The organism is Methylacidimicrobium tartarophylax (assembly GCF_902143375.2).
In the GTDB taxonomy this organism is placed as follows: domain Bacteria; phylum Verrucomicrobiota; class Verrucomicrobiia; order Methylacidiphilales; family Methylacidiphilaceae; genus Methylacidimicrobium; species Methylacidimicrobium tartarophylax.
The window spans coordinates 1-16920 of sequence record NZ_CABFVA020000122.1 but is presented as its reverse complement, the minus strand read 5'-3'; the positions used below and the strand labels follow the sequence as shown (position 1 = coordinate 16920).

Genomic DNA, 16920 nt, shown 5'->3' with positions numbered 1-16920 from the left:
GGAAAACCAAGCGAGAGCGAAGCAGACGAGCCCATTTTGCAAGCCGCAGGAGAAAGCTTGTGAGAAATGGCGGCTAACCTTCCTGTCAGACAAGCAGGCTATACTCCCCGGCGGTCGGGATCCCAGATCCACTTGTGGAGTTGGAAACCCAGGCGGACGGGCACGCGGTCACGGAGCAGCCAACCGGCCAGGGTTTCCAGGGAAAGTTCTCCCTGCACCGGGGAAAAGTGGACGGCTCGCACCGACTTTACCCAAGGAGCATGGCGGATGAGGTCCCGAGCCCACTCGTAATCCAGTTCCGTGCCGATCACAAACTTCACCTCGTCCCGCAATCCCAGGAGTTCCAGGTTGGCGGGCAGATTTCGGGAGGACTCTCCGCTCGAGGGACACTTGCAATCGACGATCCGATGCACCCGTGGATCAACTTCCGCGATCGAGTGGGCTCCGCTGGTTTCCAGGAGAACGGTGTAGCCCCCGTCGCAAAGCTGCCGGAGGAGGAGAGGGGTATGCTTCTGTAGAAGCGGCTCTCCGCCGGTCACTTCGACGAGTCCGCATCCCAAGCCTTCCACTGCCGACAAGAGTTGGGTCAGGGACATCCGCTTCCCCTCGAAAAAGGCGTACTGCGTGTCGCACCAGCGACAGCGGAGATCGCATCCCGTGAGCCGAATGAAGACGCAGGGCTCCCCGGCAAAGCTGCTCTCTCCCTGGATGCTGTGGAAAATCTCGTTGACGACGACCCCGGGCTCCCGGCGCGAGGAAGGCGAAGAAAGCTCGTCCATGATGCCGCGAGAAACCCCGAACCGCCTAAGCGGGGATACGACCTTGGAGATTTGCAGCCTGGAAGGGGCCGGGTTCGGCGAGAAGCGCCCGCGCCGCATCGAGTTGGCCCCAGACATTCCAGAGCAGGACTCCGCGTACCCTCCGGCGGTCCAAATAGTAGATCACCCCGACATGGAATTTTTCCTTCCAGTCGCAAAAGACTTCGAGCCGGTTGTCGATCAGGCCGACCGCTTCGTAGCCGAGATCGAAGAGATCCGAGTAGAAAAAGGGAATGTGATCGTATTTGTCCCGGCTACCGGCCATGTTCCTGCCGGCCAGGATACCCATGTGGCGGGCGTTATCCTCATGCTCGAAGCGGACCCGCTGTCCCAGTGCGGGATTGAAGAACGCCGCCACGTCTCCGGCTGCGTAGACATCCGGATGGGCGGTGCGGAGAAACTCGTCGATGACGATGCCGTTTTCGACGGCAAGGCGGGCATCCTTGGCGAGCCCGACGTTGGGCGAGATGCCGATTCCCGCGACAAGAGCGTTGACCGAAAGTGTCCCTTGGCCGAGCCGGATGGTCAGGACCCCCTCATGCTCTTCCGTGGCCGAAACCGTCTGTCGGGTCAGCACTTCCACGCCCTTCCGGCGGTAATAGTCATTGAGGAAAAGTGAGAGCTCCTCCGGAAAGATCCTGCCGCCGATTCCGGTCTCTGCGAAGAGGAGCGTGACGCGTTTTTTGTTGAGCGTGAGCGCTGCGGCGATCTCCGAGCCGATGAAGCCCCCTCCGAGGACGCAGATCCGCTCTTGGGATTCGCTCCAAGAACGCAGTTTTCGATAGTCCGCCAGGGTCCGGAAGTAGAGAATCTTCTGGCTGGCCGTCGAGAGTCGGCGCGCATCCCCGCCTGTTGCCAGGAGGAGCTTATCGAACGAGAAAGCCGCGCCCCCTTCGGCCGTGACCGTTTTGGACGGAAGGTCGAGAGCGCGGGCGGTGCACTCCCGGTGGAAGACCACTCCCGCCTCGGGCGTACGACACCAGATGGAGTCGAGCGCCTCCCCCTTCCAGAGGCCTTTGGAGAGCGGCGGCCGATTGTAGGGAAGCTCCGCTTCCGTCGTCAGCACTCCAATGGATCCATCCGGGTCGATTTCCCGAATGCCGCGGACGGCGGCATCGGCCGTCATTCCGCCGCCGACAATCAAATATGTATATTTGGCCATAAGATAAGTTAAGAAAATGGACGAGAGAACTTCTCCTGGTACTTATACTTTACAGTTTCTTGCCGACGAGTCCAGCTTCTGCGGGGGGTGTGGAATCCGAGAATTGCCGTGGGATCGACCCGGGGAAAGAAGATCGGTCAGCCGGTTGGGGCTGGGAGGTCCGGGAGGTCTTGCGAGGCTTCGTCGCTGAGAATGGAAAAGGTCCGGATCCAGGCTTCCGGTCCGAAGAAGAGTCGCGCCCGTCTTGCGAGCTCCGGACCGGGAAGGCTTTCCCAAAGGCCGAAGACCGAGCTTCCGCTGCCGCTCATCATGGCAAGCTTGGCACCCGCTTGCTCTTGAAGCCAGTTTCGGGCTATGGCCAGCCACAAATACTTCTCGAAGACGACGGGCTCTAAATCGTTCCGGACCGGCCCCCAGGGCGGGGTGCCGCGTTCTTCCCCCGGGCGAGGAGTCCGGGCGTAGGCTTGGTAGGCCCACGGAGTCGGAACGGGAAATCCCGGGAAAAGGAGGAGTCCGTGCCGCGGACCGAGCCAAGGCTCCGGGGAGACAATCTCCCCTCGGCCTCGGCAGAGCGCCGGTTTCTGGACCAGGAAGAAGGGAACATCGCTGCCCAGGGTGGAGGCCAGGGGAAGGAGGTCGTCTCGGGAAGAGGGATAGCCGAGGTGGCTGCGGAGGGCTAGGAGGGCGGCGGCGGCATCGCTGCTCCCTCCCCCCAAGCCGGCTCCCGAGGGCAGTCTCTTTTCCAAGGAGATCGTCAAGCCGCGGAGGAGGCCGAACGAGTCGGCGAAGAGGCGCACTGCCCGGCAGACCAGATTGTCTTCTCCCGCCGGGAGGCGTGGATCGTCGCATCGAAAGGAGATCTCCGGTCCGGGATGGGAGGCGATCCGGAGGCGGTCGCCGAGCGAGATCGGAGCCATCCGCGTCGAGAGCTCGTGAAACCCGTCGGAGCGACGGCCGAGAATGCGCAGGTCGAGGTTGATTTTCGCGGGAGCGAAGAGTTCAATGCCCTTTGAAGTGTCCTCCCTGCCCTTAGCGGATGGGCTCATTGTGGCCTTGGATCTCTTCGATGTGGAGAAGGCGCTCCTTCTGGCGCGCCGACTTCGCCAGTATGTCAGTTGGTTCAAGGTGGGAAGTCAACTCTTCCTGTGCGGCGGGCCAAAAGTGGTGGAGGAGATCCGTTCCCTGGGCGCGCAGGTCTTCCTGGATCTGAAGTTTCACGATATCCCCGCCACGGTCGAGCGAGCCGTCCGAGCTTGCGTGCAGATGGAGGTCGGCTTTCTGACCGTGCATGCCTTGGGGGGCGGGAGAATGCTCAGGGCGGCCTCGGAGGCGGCTGCAGGCAGCAAGACCAGGATTCTCGCGGTGACGGTGCTGACGAGCCTCGAAGAGGCGGATCTCTCGGAGGTAGGTCTGAGCGGAAGCCTGTCCGAACGGGTCTGCGCCCTTGCGGCGCTTGCCGGGGATTGCGGGATTCGCGGCATCGTCTGCTCCGCCCGCGAGCTCTCCTCCCTGCGAAAATCCGACATCCGACCGGAAGTGGTGGTAACCCCGGGGATCCGGCTCACGCAGCGAAAAGGGGATGACCAGCGGCGCACCGTCTCGCCTCGGGAGGCCTTTGCCCTCGGGGCAACCCACATCGTGATCGGCCGTCCGGTGCTGGAAGCAGAGGATCCGGTCAACTTGGTGCGGAACCTGCTTCAGGAGGGGAGCGGCCTCGCCTAGGAGGTGGGAGGTCGATTTGCGGGAAAGAGCGCATGCGCTTATTTTCAAAAGCATGGCGAGAAAAGAAAAAGGATTCGGAGGGGAGATGCCTACATCTTTCGAAAACTTAGAGTCGGCTTCCGCCTTGCAGGTCGTCGACCTGATCGGACAATCGCTGTCCTTCGACGCGGTCTCGCGGGAGGCATTCTTCTATCTTCGGCGCCGAGTCGCCGAGCTGGAGGAGACGGGTGAGCAGGCTCGTCAGGCTTTGGAAAAACTGAACGAGGCGGTGGAGAAGCTCTCCGCTCCGGCGAACCGGGTCGGCACCCTTCTCGGCCTCCCCAAAAAAGAGATCGCGCTGGTGGTGCAGGGCGGAACCGAGTTCTACTGCAGCATCGATCCGCGGCTTGGTCATGAGACGCTCCTGGTCGGAACGAGAGTGCTGCTCAACGAGGCCTTTGCGGTCGTTGGAGATCTCGGCTTCGACTTTTCCGGCCCCGTGGTGAAGGTAGTTGACGTCTTGCCGGACAACCGTCTTCGCGTCGGCCACGAAGGGGTGGGGGGAAGCTTTGTGGTGATTCGTTCGACCCCGCTCGCCAAGGAGCGGATCAAGGCAGGGCTGGAAATCCGGGTGGACGGCTCCTCTCGGGTTGCCCTGGAGGTCGTGGCGACTTCGAAGACCAGGCACCGGCTCCTCGATCAGGTTCCGGAGCTTCCGTGGGAGAAGGTGGGTGGCCAGAAAGGGGCTGTCGTCGCCATACGGGACGCGGTGGAGTTGCCTTTCCTCCATGCGGATCTCTTCGCCAAGTATCACCATCATGTTCCGAAAGGATTTTTGCTCCACGGGCCTCCCGGATGCGGGAAGACGCTCTTGGGGAAGGCCACCGCCTACAACCTGACTCGCAAGCTTCGAGAAGAGACCGGCGAGGAGCGGAAAGAGTTCTTCCTCCACGTGAAGGGGCCCGAGATTCTGAATATGTGGGTGGGGGAATCGGAGCGGCAGGTGCGCGAGCTCTTTGAGCAGGCCCGGGAGCTGGCGCGCGAAGGATTCCTCCCCTTCATCTTCATCGACGAGGCGGAATCGATCTTGGGTACGCGGCGCGCAGGGCGGTTCAACAGCATCCTCAATACGCTCGTTCCCATGTTTTGCGCCGAGATGGATGGGATCGAGTCGATGCAGGAGGTGGTGATTATCCTCGCTTCCAATCGAGCGGACTTGATCGACCCCGCCATTCTTCGGCCGGGCCGGATCGATCGAAAGATCAAGGTCAATCGCCCGGATCGCGCGGGCTCAGCCGAAATCTACCGGATCTACTTGGAACAGGATCTCCCCTACGCCGCAGGCCTCTTGGAGCAGGCAGGCGATGATCGCGCAAAGGCGATCGACATCCTGATTGAAGGAGTGTTGGACGCCCAGTTCGCCCGCGCAGAGCGGAACCGGTTTTTGGAAGTCACTTTTCGGAGCGGGAGAAAGGAATACCTCTATCGGGGCGACCTCATCAGCGGAGCGATCATCGCCTCCATCGTCGAGCGGTCCAAGGAGCTGGCGATCAAGCGGGCGATCTCCGATCCGTCGCATCACGGCTTAGGGCTGGAGGATCTTTTGACAGCGCTCGATATCGAGTATCTTGAGAATGACATCTTCCCCCCTTCCGATATTACGGAAGACTGGCTGAAGCTCGTGGACTACGATCCGCAGAACGTGGTTCGGCTGGCCCCCGTGGTTCGGAGGGAGGAAGCGACGGTGCGTCAGATCGTTTGAGCGTTCGGGAACAAGGGACCGGAGGAAAGCGCGACGCCATGGACAAGCAGAGACCAATTCGAGCGTGGCCGATCTATTTTGGATTGGAGACCGAATTCGGGATTGCCGTTCGGGAAAATGCGGAGGTCGACGTGGTCGAGGAGTCGATCCATCTGGTGCGGGCCGCCGCACAGCTCGGCAGCCCCAATCTCTGGGATTACACGCGGGAAGATCCGCATCGCGATGCCCGCGGCTTCCGAGCGAAGGAGCTGCGCCAGGACGGCGATGAGGCAAACTTCTTTTCCCAGGATCGCCAGAGGCCCTACAGCTTCGAGGAGATCAAGAGCGACTTCGTCCTGCGTAACGGGGCGCGTTTTTACAACGATCACACCCATCCGGAATATTCGACCCCGGAATGCTCAACCCTCCTGGATCTGGTGGCGCAGGACAAGGCGGGCGAAAGGATCCTGGAGGAGTGTGCTCGAGCGGCGAGCCGCAAGCGCAATCATACGGTCTGCCTTTACAAGAACAACACCGACTTCGGCGGGCACAGTTACGGCTGTCACGAGAACTATCTGATCCCGCGGATGATTCCCTGGGACCGCATCGTCGAGGGGATGATGGCGTTTCTGGTCACGCGGCAGATCTTCGGCGGAGCGGGAAAGCTGGGTTGGGAAAAGGAAGACCAGGGACTGGTCGGAGGCTTTCAAATCTCTCAGCGAGCCGACTTCTTCACCGAGCTCGTGGGGATCGACACGATGAATCGGCGGCCGCTGATCAATACGCGGGACGAGCCCCACGCGAACCCCAAGCTCTATCGCCGCTTCCACGTCATCGTGGGGGATTCCAACCTTTCCGAGTATGCGACCTGGTTGAAGGTCGGCACAACGGCGTTGGTTTTGGAGGCTCTCCAGTACGACCGGGTTCCGCGGCGCTTCTTCCTGGCGGATCCGCTCTACGCCCATCGGAGCATTTCCCGGGATCAGAGCGATCGCTGGGAGGTCGATCTCGCCCACTCGGGGATGACAACCGCTGCCGAGCTCCAGAACGAGTACGCGGATTGGGTCAGCCGCTACGTGGATCTCGACCATCCCGAAAAACGGGCGGTCTGGAAGAGTTGGAAGGAGACCGTGGAGCTGCTGCAGAGCGATCCGGATTCTTTGCGGGATCGGCTCGATTGGGTTGCCAAACGGGCACTTCTGGAGAGCTTTCGCGAGGAGCAGAAGCTTTCGTGGGATGATCCGTGGCTCCAGAGCGTTGACCTGGAGTATCATCTGCTCGACCGAGAGCGAGGCCTCTATTATGCGTTGGAATCGGCGGGAGAGATCTCCCGAATCTCTCGGGAAGAGGACATCTACCGGGCGATCCAGCAGCCGCCCAGCGCCTCTCGAGCCTACGTTCGGGGCAAGTGCATTCAGAAGTTTGCCCGAGACCTGGTCAATGTTCAGTGGGACTACATCGCGATCCGCTGGCAAGGACACACCTATCGGGTCGAGCTCTCCTCGGCCTTTCCGGGCGTCGATCTGGAGCACTACTGCGAGGTGATCGATCGGGCACAACTCGTTTCGGATGTGATCGAGGAGTTGAAGCTGGAGCCAATCAGCGGTTAAGTGTTATTATAAAATGTGACGAAACCCAGGAGGGCTATGATGATGCCAGAACAAGTGCGAAAGACCCAACCGGTTGCGCCTGGACCTGGTCCGGGCGGAGAGGGACCAGGCCCGAGGGCGCCGAGAGTGGAGCGGCCCAACACCGAAGAAATCCTGAAACGGATGCGCAAAGTCGATCCTGATCAGGCGAAGCGCTATCGGCAGCGGACCGGGGAGTAGAAAGGTGGAGACCATTAGCGTCTCTTCCGGGGCGCAGACCGGCGATTTTTTTGCCGTCCTCCGGTCGAGGAATCTTCTTTTTCCGGAAGGAAAGCAGGCGGTGGCGGGGAGTGGTCCGCTCCCCGGCTTGGAATCGACGACCGTTCTCGGTTTCCATTACCGGGACGGGGTGATCGTGGCGGGAGATCGGCGGGCGACGATGGGGCATACGGTCATTCATGACCGGGCCGACAAGGTGATCGAGATCGACCGCTTTACGGTCATGGCGATCGCCGGCGCTCCGGCGACCGCCTACGAGATCGCTCGAGTTCTCCAGCACTCCTTCGAATACTACCGGCGGAGCCAGCTCCAGCCCTTGTCGCTGGATGCCAAGGTGCGAATGGTGGGAAAGCTTCTCAAGGAGAACCTTGCCATGACCCTGCAAGGAGTAGGGGTTGTGATTCCCATTTTGACCCTGGTCGATCCTTTGGGGAACGGGAATCCCAAGATCTTTTTTTACGATGCATTGGGTGCGCAATTTGAAGCCGTCGACTTCGCGGTTTCGGGTTCCGGATCACCCGCGGCCCGCAGTGTGCTTCAATATCTGAACCGGTGGAGCGGATCTCCCCCGGCGCAGCGGTCGGAAGAGGAGGCGATCACCCTGGCCTTGCAGCTTTTGGATGTAGCGGCGGAATCCGATACCGCAACGGGAGGCATCGATCGGCGGACGCACATCTACCCCCAGGTGAAACTGGTTCGCAAATCCGGGGTCAGCTCCGTCCCCGAAGCCCAGTTAAGCCGACTGCTCCCCGCGGCGGCTTGAGCGTTCTCTCCATTCCGTTCGCAGAGTCCGCCGGCGGAAGAGATGGGAAACGAGTTCGTCGCTGCTTTTCGCGGGCAATGCAGCAAGGGCCGAAAGAGAGGCGAGGGTGGGGCGTCCCGGTTCCGGTAGTACGCGATTGCGGGGCGGAGAGGGGAGAAAGATCGGGTCAGTCTGAAGAACGGGGGATCGTAGCGGCGGGAAACAACGAACGCGCATTTGCATTGAATTGCGCCAAGGCGCTGGTAGGCTTTCGAACTTTCTCTCCCTTTCGGCAAGAGTCGTTCTAGGTCCAGCGCGATTCGGGGGAAGGGAGTAAATGCGGCGAGGAAGAGGGCAAGCGTGATCGAGGAACCTTATCGATGGTTGGAAGCGGTCCAAAATCGGCGGGAGTATATCGAGGATCAACTTCGAGGTGCTGCCCCCGTGGTCGCTCTTAGCGGAGAGCCGGGCATCCTTTTGCTTGCCGGGAAGGCGTCCACTCCCAAGATCTTCGAGATCTACGATCATCTGGCTCTGGGAGCCGTCGGCCATCCCGCCGACTTGGAAAAGATACGGCAAACCGCGATCGAGGCGGCGCACGTCGAAGGGTTTTCGCGGTCGCGGGCCGACGTGAGCGCGCGAAGAATCGTAAGCTATGGGTTGGCGGGAGCCCTGAAAAGCGCCTTCGAGCAGATCTTCGCCGCCCCGCTGCTCTTTCGGGGAGTTCTGGTGGAGCTGGGAAGCTCGCCCGCTACCGATCAGGGTTGGCTTCTCGAATATGACGGCGGCTATGCCGGGGTGGAACACGACCAGCTGCTTCGCGGAGTGTTGATCGGCGCGCGCAAAGACCTTTCCTCGCGCTGGCGCGAAGAGAGCCGGAATTCCCCGCAACCTTCGGGCAAAAGCTGGAAGGAGATGGCAGAGCATGCCGTGCGCGTGCTTGCCTGGGCGGCGCAGGAGGATGAGGCCAAACGCGTTCCTTGGGCGGAATTCACTCCGCCGAAGGAGGGGAACGACGGCAACGGGACCGACCGCTTCGAAGTAGGAGCGCTCTCCCGGGAAGCCGGCGCTGCAGGCGGACCCGCTTTTCTCGTCCCGGAGGCGCAGCGGCTAGGATGGGCGAGGGCAAAGGAGTAGGAGATGCGGCGGATCGCGGGCCTGGAAACAGAATATGGCTGCCTTTCGCAGCGAACCATGGAGACTCCGCCGGTTCCGGAGCGCGTCCGGGACCATCTCTTTTATCGAGAGCGCATCGGCCTCATGGATGTCCACGATCGGGATTACGACGAACCTGCGGGCAACGGCGGGTTTCTTTTTAACGGGGGCCGACTCTATGTCGACATGGGGCATATCGAGTATTGCACCGCCGAATGCCTCCGCCTTAGAGACCTGCTCGCTTCCGATCAGGCGGGCGAGCGGCTTCTGCAGCAGGGCCTGATCGACTTGGGCATCGCTGGGGAAGCGTCCTTCATCAAGAACAATATCGATCACTACACGGGGGCAACCTTTGGTTGCCATGAAAATTATCTGCTCGGGCGAGATGCTCCCCTGACGCAAGGCAACGTCGACGCGCTGCTCGCCTTTCTGGCCATCCGAGGGCTGATGGTCGGAGCCGGTCGGGTCGGGACCGTGATGGTGCCGCGAGGGATCGACCGGGGCGCCCGGACGCGGGTCCTGCCGTTTCAAGTGATGCAGCGCGCCGATTACATTCAGACCGAGATCTACGAATGGGTCCAGTTCAACCGGGCGCTGATCAATGCCCGAGACGAGCCGTTGGGAGATCCTTGCCGCTTTCGCCGCTTCCACCTTCTTCTTGGGGATTCGAACATGCTTCCCTTTTCCCAAGCCCTCAAGGTAGGAAGTACCTCTCTGGTCCTCGACCTCCTGGAGGCGGATCGGATGCCTCACGTCGCCCTGGCCGATCCGGTGCGAGCCATGCATCAGGTTTCCCACTGTCCGGATGGCCCGTGGCTGATCGAATTGTCCGACGGAAGGAGATGGACGGCGGTGGAGCTTCTCGAACACTTCCTAGTTGCCGTAAGCCGGTTGGATCTGGAAGAGGACCCGGATAGCGTCTGGACCCGACTCGCATGGGAAGAGGTCTTGCGCGGGCTGCGCGAGGATAACGATGCCCTTTTGGGGAAAGTCGATTGGATCACCAAGCGGCATCTGCTCGATCTCTTTCGGACCCAGGAAGGGGTCCGTTGGGACGACCCCTGGATGGAGAGCCTGGACCTCGAATATCACAATCTGGACGAAACACGAAGGTTGGCGGGCCTGATCCCCCACCCTTCGCTCGAGGAGCTCGGCCTCCCCGGCTTGGGTGAAGAGGATCTGCGGCTCGAAGCTCCCCGGAACACCAGAGCCTATGCGCGCAGCCAACTCATGAAGAGGTTGGCAGCGGGCAAATTCTCGTATGTGATCGATTGGGACTACGTCCAAGTCGGTAACAGCGGATACTATGCTTTGGAAGATCCCTTCGTCAGCGCGGTGCCTCCCAAGGCGGAGCTGCCGGGCCTCTGCGAGGATCTGGAGCTTCGGTCGAAATGAGACCGGCTTCCGAAGCGACTCCTCCCCATGCTTGAGCTCCTCCAGAAAAAGCTTGAATCGGTTTTCCGGAACCTTCGCGGCTATGGAAAACTTTCGGAGTCCAACGTCGCCGATGCCCTCCGGGAGATCCGTCTCGCCCTTCTCGCCGCCGATGTCCACTATCCGGTGGCAAAGCAGCTCTGCGAGGAAATCCAGAAGAAAGCGCTTGGGAAAGAGGCCCTGGCCGGCATCCGGCCGGGCGATCAATTCGTCAAGATCTTCCACGAGGAGCTCGTCCGCCTGATTGGAGAGGGCGAGAGGGGAATCCGGCCGGAGCGGCCGCTTCGGCTCCTTCTCTGCGGACTCAACGGATCGGGAAAGACCACGACTGCGGCGAAGCTCGCCCTCTGGTTCCGAAAGCAGCGCCAGAGAGTGGCTCTGGTTGCGGGCGACCTCACTCGTCCTGCCGCTCGGGAGCAGCTCCAGCGGCTCGGAGAGCAGATCCAAGTCCCGGTCTATTCCTGGCCGGACGGAACGTCGATCGAAACGGTGGCGCAAGAAGGCCGGATCCGCGGTGAGCGCGAAAAAATGGATATCGTGATCTTCGACGCCGCCGGCCGGTTGGATGCCGATGCGGAGCTCCTCGAAGAACTCGCAGGGGTTGCTAAGCTTTGGGAGCCGGGGGAATCGCTGTTGGTCGTCGACGCCGCGACGGGACAGGTGGCGGTGAAGGTGGCGGAAGCTTTCGCGGCCAAGGTGCCGCTCACCGGCTTGGTGCTGTCGAGGACCGACGGCGATGCGCGCGGGGGTGCCGCCCTCTCGATTCAGCGCGTGACGGGCATTCCCATCAAGTTCCTCGGGGTAGGGGAGAAGCCCGACGCCTTGCAGGTCTTCGTTCCCGAGCGATTCGTCGGGAGACTCTTGGGAATGGGGGACATCGTGGCTCTCGTCGATCGTGCGCAGGAGGAAATCGATGCGCAATCGATGGAGGAGATGGCCAAGAAGCTGAAGAACAATGAATTCGGGCTTCAGGATTTCCTCGCGCAGCTTCGGTTGATGAAGCGGCTGGGTCCGCTGGAAAACCTGCTGGCGCTGCTTCCCGGATTTCCCGGCAAGGACGCCGTGAAGGTGGACGAGAAGAAGATCAAGCAGATCGAGGCGATCATCCTCTCCATGACGGCGGAAGAACGTCGCCGGCCGACGATTCTTAATGGACGGCGCCGGCTGAGGATTGCGCGGGGAAGCGGAACGCAGGTGAACGATGTCAATGATCTCTTGCGCAAGTTCGATTCGATGCGAAAGATGATGCGGCGGATTTCGAAAGGGGGACCGGGAAAGGGCTGGCCGAAGCTGGCGATTCCTCGGGGCCCGGGTGGATGAAGAGAAAAGGAGAAAGGAAGCATATGGCAGTGGCAGTGCGTTTACGGAGGGAAGGGAGGAGAAATCGCCCCTTCTTTCGAATTGTCGTCGCGGATCGTCGGGCCGCTCGGGACGGCAAGTTCTTGGAGGCGGTCGGAACCTACGATCCTGTCCTGAAAGAAGGCGGGGTACACGTGAAGCTCGACCGCATCGAGTTCTGGACAAAACAGGGAGCGCAGCTGAGCGAGACCGTGGCACAGCTCGTCAAGAGGGCTCCGAGCGAGCCGACGGAGAAAGAGGCCTCTCCGGCGGTCTAGCCGGCTGCCTCGCCCTTCTCTCCGAGTAGTGCGTCCCGGTGTTGCCAAATGGGTGAGAGATTCGGGCTAACCTGCATCTCTCACAAAGTTCGTACCCGAGGCGCGGCGGATGGGCCTGGATGCAAGGCGGGCTGCAGGTTTCCCCCCGGAGCTGTATGACGACATACTGCACGAAGGGAAAACCAAGGCGCAACGAAGCAGGCAGGTCCATTTCGCAAGCCGCAGGAGATCGCTTGTGAGACATGCAGGTTAATGGTTTTGGGGCGGGGGAGCGGTGCGGATCGACGTGATCACCTTGTTCCCTGGGCTGCTGGAAGCGGCGGCTCGGGAGAGCATTCTGGGCCGGGCGATCGAGAGCGGGCGGTTGGTGTTCCGCGCGCACCAGCTTCGGGACTACGCTCATGACCGCCACAAGACCGTCGATGACCGTCCCTATGGAGGCGGGCCCGGGATGGTGCTCAAAACCGAGCCCCTCGTCGAAGCGATCGAGTCGGTGCAAGCCATGGCGCAAAGAGCGCCCGTCCGTCTTCTCTCCCCGGGAGGGCGAAGGTTCGATCAAGCCATGGCCTGGGAGCTTTCCCGCGCCCCTCGGCTCATCCTCGTTTGCGGACACTACGAGGGAGTCGACCAGCGGGTCATCGATCATTGGATCGACGAGGAGGTTTCGATCGGCGATTTCGTCGTGGCGAACGGGGCCGTGGCCGCTCTGGCGATCGTCGATTCGGTGGTCCGACTCCTTCCCGGCGTTTTGGGAAATGCAGAATCAGTATTGCATGAATCCTTCGAAGATGCTCTTCTAGAGGGTCCGCAATATACACGGCCGGCCGTTTTCCAAGAGTGGGGGGTGCCCGAAATTCTCCTGTCCGGCGATCACGGCGCGATTTCGCGTTGGCGGCGGCGCATGGCCGAGGAGAAGACGCGGCGCGTGAGAAAGGATTTGTGGGAGTGCAGAGGGAAAGGAGAGAGCGATGAACCTAATCGAGCGGATTGAGCAAGAGCAGCTCAAGAAAGAGATTCCCCGATTTTCGGTGGGCGACAGCGTGCGGGTACACTCACGCATTCGAGAGGGCGAAAAGGAGCGAGTTCAGATCTTTCAAGGAATCGTGATCGGCAAGAAGGGGCGGGGAATCAACGCAGCCTTCACCGTGCGTCGCCTAAGCTACGGAGAAGGGGTGGAGCGGGTCTACCGGCTCCACTCTCCCTGGATCGAAAAGATCGAGGTGGAACGGAGCGCGAAGGTGCGGCGTGCCAAGCTCTATTACCTCCGTGGGAGGAAGGGCAAGGAAGCGGTTCTCGGAAGAAAATAACCGCCGTTTTTCCGCAGGCTCTTTCTCATCCTTTCTGGATGAAAGCTTTCCCGGCACTCGTTTCTGGGAAGGCCCATCCCGGGTAGGGGCTTCGTGCGCAAGGAGGAGGCAATCCGCAAGGCGCGACGTCGGCGCAAAGCCGTCGGTCGGCAGTGGGAGCGGCTCCTCGCCGAACAAGGCTTTCATCCCGCCGCAGGCGTCGACGAGGTCGGACGCGGATGCCTGGCGGGGCCCGTGATCGCGGCGGCGGTCGTTCTTCCCGCGCGGATTCGGCTCCATCCGTGGCTCGACGATTCCAAGAGGCTTCAACCGCACCAGCGTTCCTCCGTCTGCGACTGGATCGTGAGCTTGCCGGGTGTCGCCTATGGAATCGGGCTGGCGAGCGCCCAAGAAGTCGACCGGTGGAACGTGCTGGCAGCGACGATGCTTGCGATGGCCCGAGCGGTTCTGGCGTTGCGGGAAAGACCGGGGATCGTTTTAGTCGATGGGCGGGAGACTCCACCCGTGGAGTTGCCCGCCCGCGCGATCGTCGGCGGTGACGGCCGCTGCGCCTGCATCGCCGCGGCCTCCATACTCGCCAAGGTTACGCGAGACCGTTGGATGGAGGCGGTCGACCGAGACCATCCGCAATTTGGCTTTGCGCGCCACAAGGGGTATGGCACAGCCCTCCATTGGGAGGCCCTGCGGCTCTACGGCACCACATCCTTGCACAGACAAAGCTTTCTCGGACGGCTCTCAGAGGGCAGGATCGACAATCTTCCCTGGGAGGATGGCGCCGACAGCGGGAGCGGAAGAGCGTGAGCCTGGTTTCGCTTCTCTTTGGTCGGCCCTGGCGCAAGAACTGCGAGCTCGGAAGATGGGGCGAGCGGGAAGCCGCCCGATTCCTGCGCCGGAAAGGATACCGGGTCCTCTTGCGCAACGTCCGGATCGGAGGGGGAGAGATCGATCTAGTCTGCCGGGATGCGAGCGTTCTTGTCTTCGTCGAGGTGAAAACCCGAAGTTCCACCGAATACGGGGAGCCCGCGGAGGCCGTCGATGCCGAAAAGCGGGCCCGGTTGGTCCGGGCGGCTTATGCCTACCTCGAGGAGTTGGGACGCGAGGAGGTCACGTATCGCTTCGACATCGTCGAGGTGCTGGCCGAAGTCCAGGCCAAGCATCGGATTCGGCTCCTCTCCAATGCCTTCGGGCCGCCTTGAGAAATGGCGGCTAACGCCATGCCAGGAAGAGATAGGGGAGCAGAAAAACAGAAAAAAGCATCATCAAGGCGAGGAGGGCGCCCACAAAGGCCTTTCTCCGCTCGCCGGCCGCAACGGCCTTCCAGACGACCACCGATCTCCAGATCAAGAGGAGCGAAAAGAGTGCGACAAGGAAAAGGGCCGTCGGCAATGCCCAGGAAACTCCTCGCCTCGTGAGCACGCCCAGGCAGATGGCGACGACGCCGAATCCACCTCCCGAATAGAGCGCGGTTTTTGCCTTTCGGGGGTTGGAAAGATAGCCGGTGGTGCCCAAGGCGATCAGCCCTAACCCATAGATGATCAGCCATCGGGCGACCTCTTTCATCGGAGGTACTGGGACGAGAATTCGACGGCTTCAGGGAGATTCGCCGCCGAAAGGCTGGATGCGAGCTTCCGCCGAAAGGCAGCGGTGAGCTCGGGAATTCCCTGCCCGGTACGGGCGGAGACAAAAAGCGGCTCCTCCCCTCCCGGTCGAGCGCGACGCAGGGCGGCTTTGCGCGCCGTCCGTAAATCGATCTTGTTGCCGACGACCAGAAAGGGGCGTTCGGCTAAACCATGGCCGTAGGCTTCCAGCTCCTGCCGGAGGAGGAGAAAGTCGGCCAGAGGATCGGCCCCCGAGAGGTCGAGCACCAGGAGCAAGAGGCGGCACCGCTCGATGTGGCGAAGAAATTCGTCGCCCAAACCCTTCCCAAGATGCGCCTCGCGAATCAATCCAGGAATATCCGCTACGGTAAGCCGATGGCCATCCGGCCATTCGAGGACCCCGACGGACGGGGAGAGAGTCGTGAACGGGTAGTCCGCTACCTTCGGTTCCGCAGACGTGAGACGGCGCAGCAGGCTCGATTTTCCCGCGTTGGGAAGTCCAACGAGTCCGATATCGGCTAAGAGTTTCAGCTCAAAAACGAACTGCCCGCCTTCCCCCGGTTTTCCAGGGTCGGCGCGGCGGGGTGCCTGGTTTTGAGGCCCGCGAAAATGCCAGTTCCCCCAGCCGCCCCGTCCCCCCCGGCAGAGAACGAAGCGATCGGTCGGAGGAGTAAGGTCGGCGAGTTGGACCAGGGGTGCATCGCGCGGCGGCAGTGGCAGCAGCTTTGAGCCCTCTTCGGGGGCGCTGCTGATCCGGCTCACGATCGTTCCCGGAGGAACGGGAAGAACGAGGTCCGAGCCCTTGCGGCCTGACTTCTTCGCTCCCGCGCCGTGCCGTCCGTTCTGAGCCAGTTGATGGGGGGCAAAGAAGAGGTGGGAGAGATCGTTGCGGTGGGGGTCGACGAGGAGCAGGACGTCCCCGCCTTTACCGCCGTCACCGCCTTCGGGGCCGCCATGAGGCTCGTAGGGAGCCCTCCGAAAGCTGACACAACCCCGTCCCCCGTCCCCTGCCTTGGCGAAGATTCTGACTCGATCGACGAACATGCGTATTTCCGTGTGCCTTTCAATCGCACAAGGAGAAGAGAGTCCAGACCGAGCGGCTCTTCTACCTAGGCTGCCTGCTCGGGCTGAATGTGAACTTTCCGATTGAGGCGATCCCAGCGCACGATGCCGTCGGCCAGCGCAAAAAGCGTAAAGTCGCGTCCCTGTCCGACGTTCTCCCCGGGATGAAAGCGTGTTCCCCTCTGCCGGATCAAAATATTGCCGCTACGGACCCATTGGCCGCCGTAGCGCTTCACTCCCAGACGCTTGCTGTTGCTGTCGCGCCCGTTGCGCGAGCTTCCTTGACCCTTTTTGTGTGCCATGATCGTTCTCTAGGCTGATTTCTTGTCGATGGATAACTCTACCACACGTACCCGCGCTAAGCGCTGACGATGGCCGACCGTCCGATGATAACCCTTCCGGCGACGATAGCGGAAGGCGACGACCTTAGGGGCTCGTATCTCTTCCAGCACTTCGAAAACCGCCTTTGCTCCGGCCACCCGAGGCGTGCCGACTTCGGTTTTCCCGTCGGCCTCGATGAGAAGTACCTCCTCGGTGCTCCACTTCTCTCCGGCGGAAACACCCTTCTTCGGGATCTCGATTTCGAGAATGGCTCCCTCTTCTGCGCGGTATTGCTTTCCGCCAGTACGAATCACAGCAGTCATAGTCCTCCGATGCACGACCCCTTGTTCTGCAGCCTCTCGGCTCGAACAAGGGTTTTGGGCTCGCATTCGCGA

General features: G+C 61.5%; 20 protein-coding genes. 13 read left to right on the top strand and 7 right to left on the bottom strand.

Going from position 1 to position 16920, the window contains the following annotated elements:
• Positions 1–98: 98 nt before the first annotated feature.
• From MAMT_RS10795 to ispE, 3 genes are all read right to left on the bottom strand, one after another.
• Complete coding sequence (locus MAMT_RS10795) at positions 99–779, bottom strand: radical SAM protein (protein ID WP_142661032.1); 681 nt, start codon at positions 777–779, stop codon at positions 99–101.
• A 25-nt stretch (positions 780–804) separates the two neighbouring features.
• Positions 805–1980 (bottom strand): NAD(P)/FAD-dependent oxidoreductase, encoded by a 1176-nt coding sequence (locus MAMT_RS10790; RefSeq protein WP_142661031.1) that lies wholly within the window; start codon positions 1978–1980, stop codon positions 805–807.
• Between the two features lie 137 nt (positions 1981–2117).
• Positions 2118–3026, bottom strand: a complete 909-nt coding sequence (gene ispE / locus MAMT_RS10785) for a 4-(cytidine 5'-diphospho)-2-C-methyl-D-erythritol kinase (RefSeq protein ID WP_142661030.1) — start codon at positions 3024–3026, stop codon at positions 2118–2120.
• A gap of 1 nt (position 3027) precedes the next feature.
• Here ispE and pyrF point away from each other — a divergent pair, with 1 nt between their 5' ends.
• The 13 genes from pyrF (at position 3028) to MAMT_RS10720 (ending at position 14740) form a co-directional block, all read left to right on the top strand.
• Positions 3028–3702 (top strand): orotidine-5'-phosphate decarboxylase, encoded by a 675-nt coding sequence (pyrF, locus tag MAMT_RS10780; RefSeq protein WP_246186663.1) that lies wholly within the window; start codon positions 3028–3030, stop codon positions 3700–3702.
• A 52-nt stretch (positions 3703–3754) separates the two neighbouring features.
• Complete coding sequence (locus MAMT_RS10775; protein WP_142661028.1) at positions 3755–5443, top strand: AAA family ATPase; 1689 nt, start codon at positions 3755–3757, stop codon at positions 5441–5443.
• 38 nt (positions 5444–5481) lie between these two features.
• Complete coding sequence (locus MAMT_RS10770; protein ID WP_142661027.1) at positions 5482–7032, top strand: proteasome accessory factor PafA2 family protein; 1551 nt, start codon at positions 5482–5484, stop codon at positions 7030–7032.
• A 36-nt stretch (positions 7033–7068) separates the two neighbouring features.
• Entirely contained in the window at positions 7069–7251 is a 183-nt protein-coding gene (locus MAMT_RS10765) for a ubiquitin-like protein UBact (RefSeq protein ID WP_342799837.1), read from the top strand.
• Between the two features lie 4 nt (positions 7252–7255).
• Positions 7256–8053, top strand: a complete 798-nt coding sequence (locus MAMT_RS10760) for a proteasome subunit alpha (protein WP_142661026.1) — start codon at positions 7256–7258, stop codon at positions 8051–8053.
• Between the two features lie 339 nt (positions 8054–8392).
• Entirely contained in the window at positions 8393–9169 is a 777-nt protein-coding gene (locus tag MAMT_RS10755; RefSeq protein ID WP_142661025.1) for a proteasome subunit alpha, read from the top strand.
• Between the two features lie 3 nt (positions 9170–9172).
• Complete coding sequence (locus tag MAMT_RS10750; protein ID WP_142661024.1) at positions 9173–10582, top strand: proteasome accessory factor PafA2 family protein; 1410 nt, start codon at positions 9173–9175, stop codon at positions 10580–10582.
• A gap of 27 nt (positions 10583–10609) precedes the next feature.
• Positions 10610–11941 (top strand): signal recognition particle protein, encoded by a 1332-nt coding sequence (gene ffh / locus MAMT_RS10745; protein WP_142661023.1) that lies wholly within the window; start codon positions 10610–10612, stop codon positions 11939–11941.
• A gap of 23 nt (positions 11942–11964) precedes the next feature.
• Positions 11965–12237, top strand: a complete 273-nt coding sequence (gene rpsP / locus MAMT_RS10740) for a 30S ribosomal protein S16 (protein WP_142661022.1) — start codon at positions 11965–11967, stop codon at positions 12235–12237.
• Between the two features lie 274 nt (positions 12238–12511).
• Positions 12512–13228, top strand: a complete 717-nt coding sequence (trmD, locus tag MAMT_RS10735) for a tRNA (guanosine(37)-N1)-methyltransferase TrmD (protein ID WP_142661021.1) — start codon at positions 12512–12514, stop codon at positions 13226–13228.
• Positions 13206–13544 carry a 50S ribosomal protein L19 gene (gene rplS, locus MAMT_RS10730; RefSeq protein ID WP_142661020.1) on the top strand — a complete coding sequence of 113 codons (339 nt, stop codon included), beginning with the start codon at positions 13206–13208 and terminating at the stop codon, positions 13542–13544. The genes trmD and rplS overlap by 23 nt, the downstream gene beginning before the upstream one ends.
• 93 nt (positions 13545–13637) lie before the next feature.
• A complete protein-coding gene (rnhB, locus tag MAMT_RS10725; protein WP_246186661.1) occupies positions 13638–14345 on the top strand; it encodes a ribonuclease HII in 708 nt (235 codons plus the stop codon).
• Positions 14342–14740, top strand: a complete 399-nt coding sequence (locus tag MAMT_RS10720) for a YraN family protein (protein WP_246186660.1) — start codon at positions 14342–14344, stop codon at positions 14738–14740. Before rnhB ends, MAMT_RS10720 begins: the two co-directional genes overlap by 4 nt.
• Positions 14741–14750: 10 nt before the next feature.
• On the opposite strand, the gene MAMT_RS10715 is transcribed toward MAMT_RS10720, so the two are convergent.
• From MAMT_RS10715 to rplU, 4 genes are all read right to left on the bottom strand, one after another.
• Positions 14751–15104 carry a hypothetical protein gene (locus tag MAMT_RS10715; protein ID WP_142661019.1) on the bottom strand — a complete coding sequence of 118 codons (354 nt, stop codon included), beginning with the start codon at positions 15102–15104 and terminating at the stop codon, positions 14751–14753.
• Positions 15101–16186 carry a GTPase ObgE gene (obgE, locus tag MAMT_RS10710; RefSeq protein WP_142661018.1) on the bottom strand — a complete coding sequence of 362 codons (1086 nt, stop codon included), beginning with the start codon at positions 16184–16186 and terminating at the stop codon, positions 15101–15103. The genes MAMT_RS10715 and obgE overlap by 4 nt, the downstream gene beginning before the upstream one ends.
• A gap of 65 nt (positions 16187–16251) precedes the next feature.
• A complete protein-coding gene (gene rpmA, locus MAMT_RS10705; protein WP_142661017.1) occupies positions 16252–16506 on the bottom strand; it encodes a 50S ribosomal protein L27 in 255 nt (84 codons plus the stop codon).
• 9 nt (positions 16507–16515) lie between these two features.
• On the bottom strand, positions 16516–16848 hold the full coding sequence (rplU, locus tag MAMT_RS10700; RefSeq protein ID WP_142661033.1) for a 50S ribosomal protein L21: 333 nt from the start codon (positions 16846–16848) through the stop codon (positions 16516–16518).
• Positions 16849–16920 lie beyond the last annotated feature (72 nt).

Bases quoted from the DNA above. Each gene is read 5' to 3' on its own strand.
- MAMT_RS10795 (WP_142661032.1), bottom strand. From the start codon at position 779: ATGGACGAGCTTTCTTCGCCTTCCTCGCGCCGGGAGCCCGGGGTCGTC.
- MAMT_RS10790 (WP_142661031.1), bottom strand. From the start codon at position 1,980: ATGGCCAAATATACATATTTGATTGTCGGCGGCGGAATGACGGCCGAT.
- ispE (WP_142661030.1), bottom strand. From the start codon at position 3,026: ATGAGCCCATCCGCTAAGGGCAGGGAGGACACTTCAAAGGGCATTGAA.
- MAMT_RS10775 (WP_142661028.1), top strand. From the start codon at position 3,755: ATGGCGAGAAAAGAAAAAGGATTCGGAGGGGAGATGCCTACATCTTTC.
- MAMT_RS10770 (WP_142661027.1), top strand. From the start codon at position 5,482: ATGGACAAGCAGAGACCAATTCGAGCGTGGCCGATCTATTTTGGATTG.
- MAMT_RS10765 (WP_342799837.1), top strand. From the start codon at position 7,069: ATGATGATGCCAGAACAAGTGCGAAAGACCCAACCGGTTGCGCCTGGA.
- MAMT_RS10750 (WP_142661024.1), top strand. From the start codon at position 9,173: ATGCGGCGGATCGCGGGCCTGGAAACAGAATATGGCTGCCTTTCGCAG.
- ffh (WP_142661023.1), top strand. From the start codon at position 10,610: ATGCTTGAGCTCCTCCAGAAAAAGCTTGAATCGGTTTTCCGGAACCTT.
- rpsP (WP_142661022.1), top strand. From the start codon at position 11,965: ATGGCAGTGGCAGTGCGTTTACGGAGGGAAGGGAGGAGAAATCGCCCC.
- rplS (WP_142661020.1), top strand. From the start codon at position 13,206: ATGAACCTAATCGAGCGGATTGAGCAAGAGCAGCTCAAGAAAGAGATT.
- MAMT_RS10715 (WP_142661019.1), bottom strand. From the start codon at position 15,104: ATGAAAGAGGTCGCCCGATGGCTGATCATCTATGGGTTAGGGCTGATC.
- obgE (WP_142661018.1), bottom strand. From the start codon at position 16,186: ATGTTCGTCGATCGAGTCAGAATCTTCGCCAAGGCAGGGGACGGGGGA.
- rpmA (WP_142661017.1), bottom strand. From the start codon at position 16,506: ATGGCACACAAAAAGGGTCAAGGAAGCTCGCGCAACGGGCGCGACAGC.
- rplU (WP_142661033.1), bottom strand. From the start codon at position 16,848: ATGACTGCTGTGATTCGTACTGGCGGAAAGCAATACCGCGCAGAAGAG.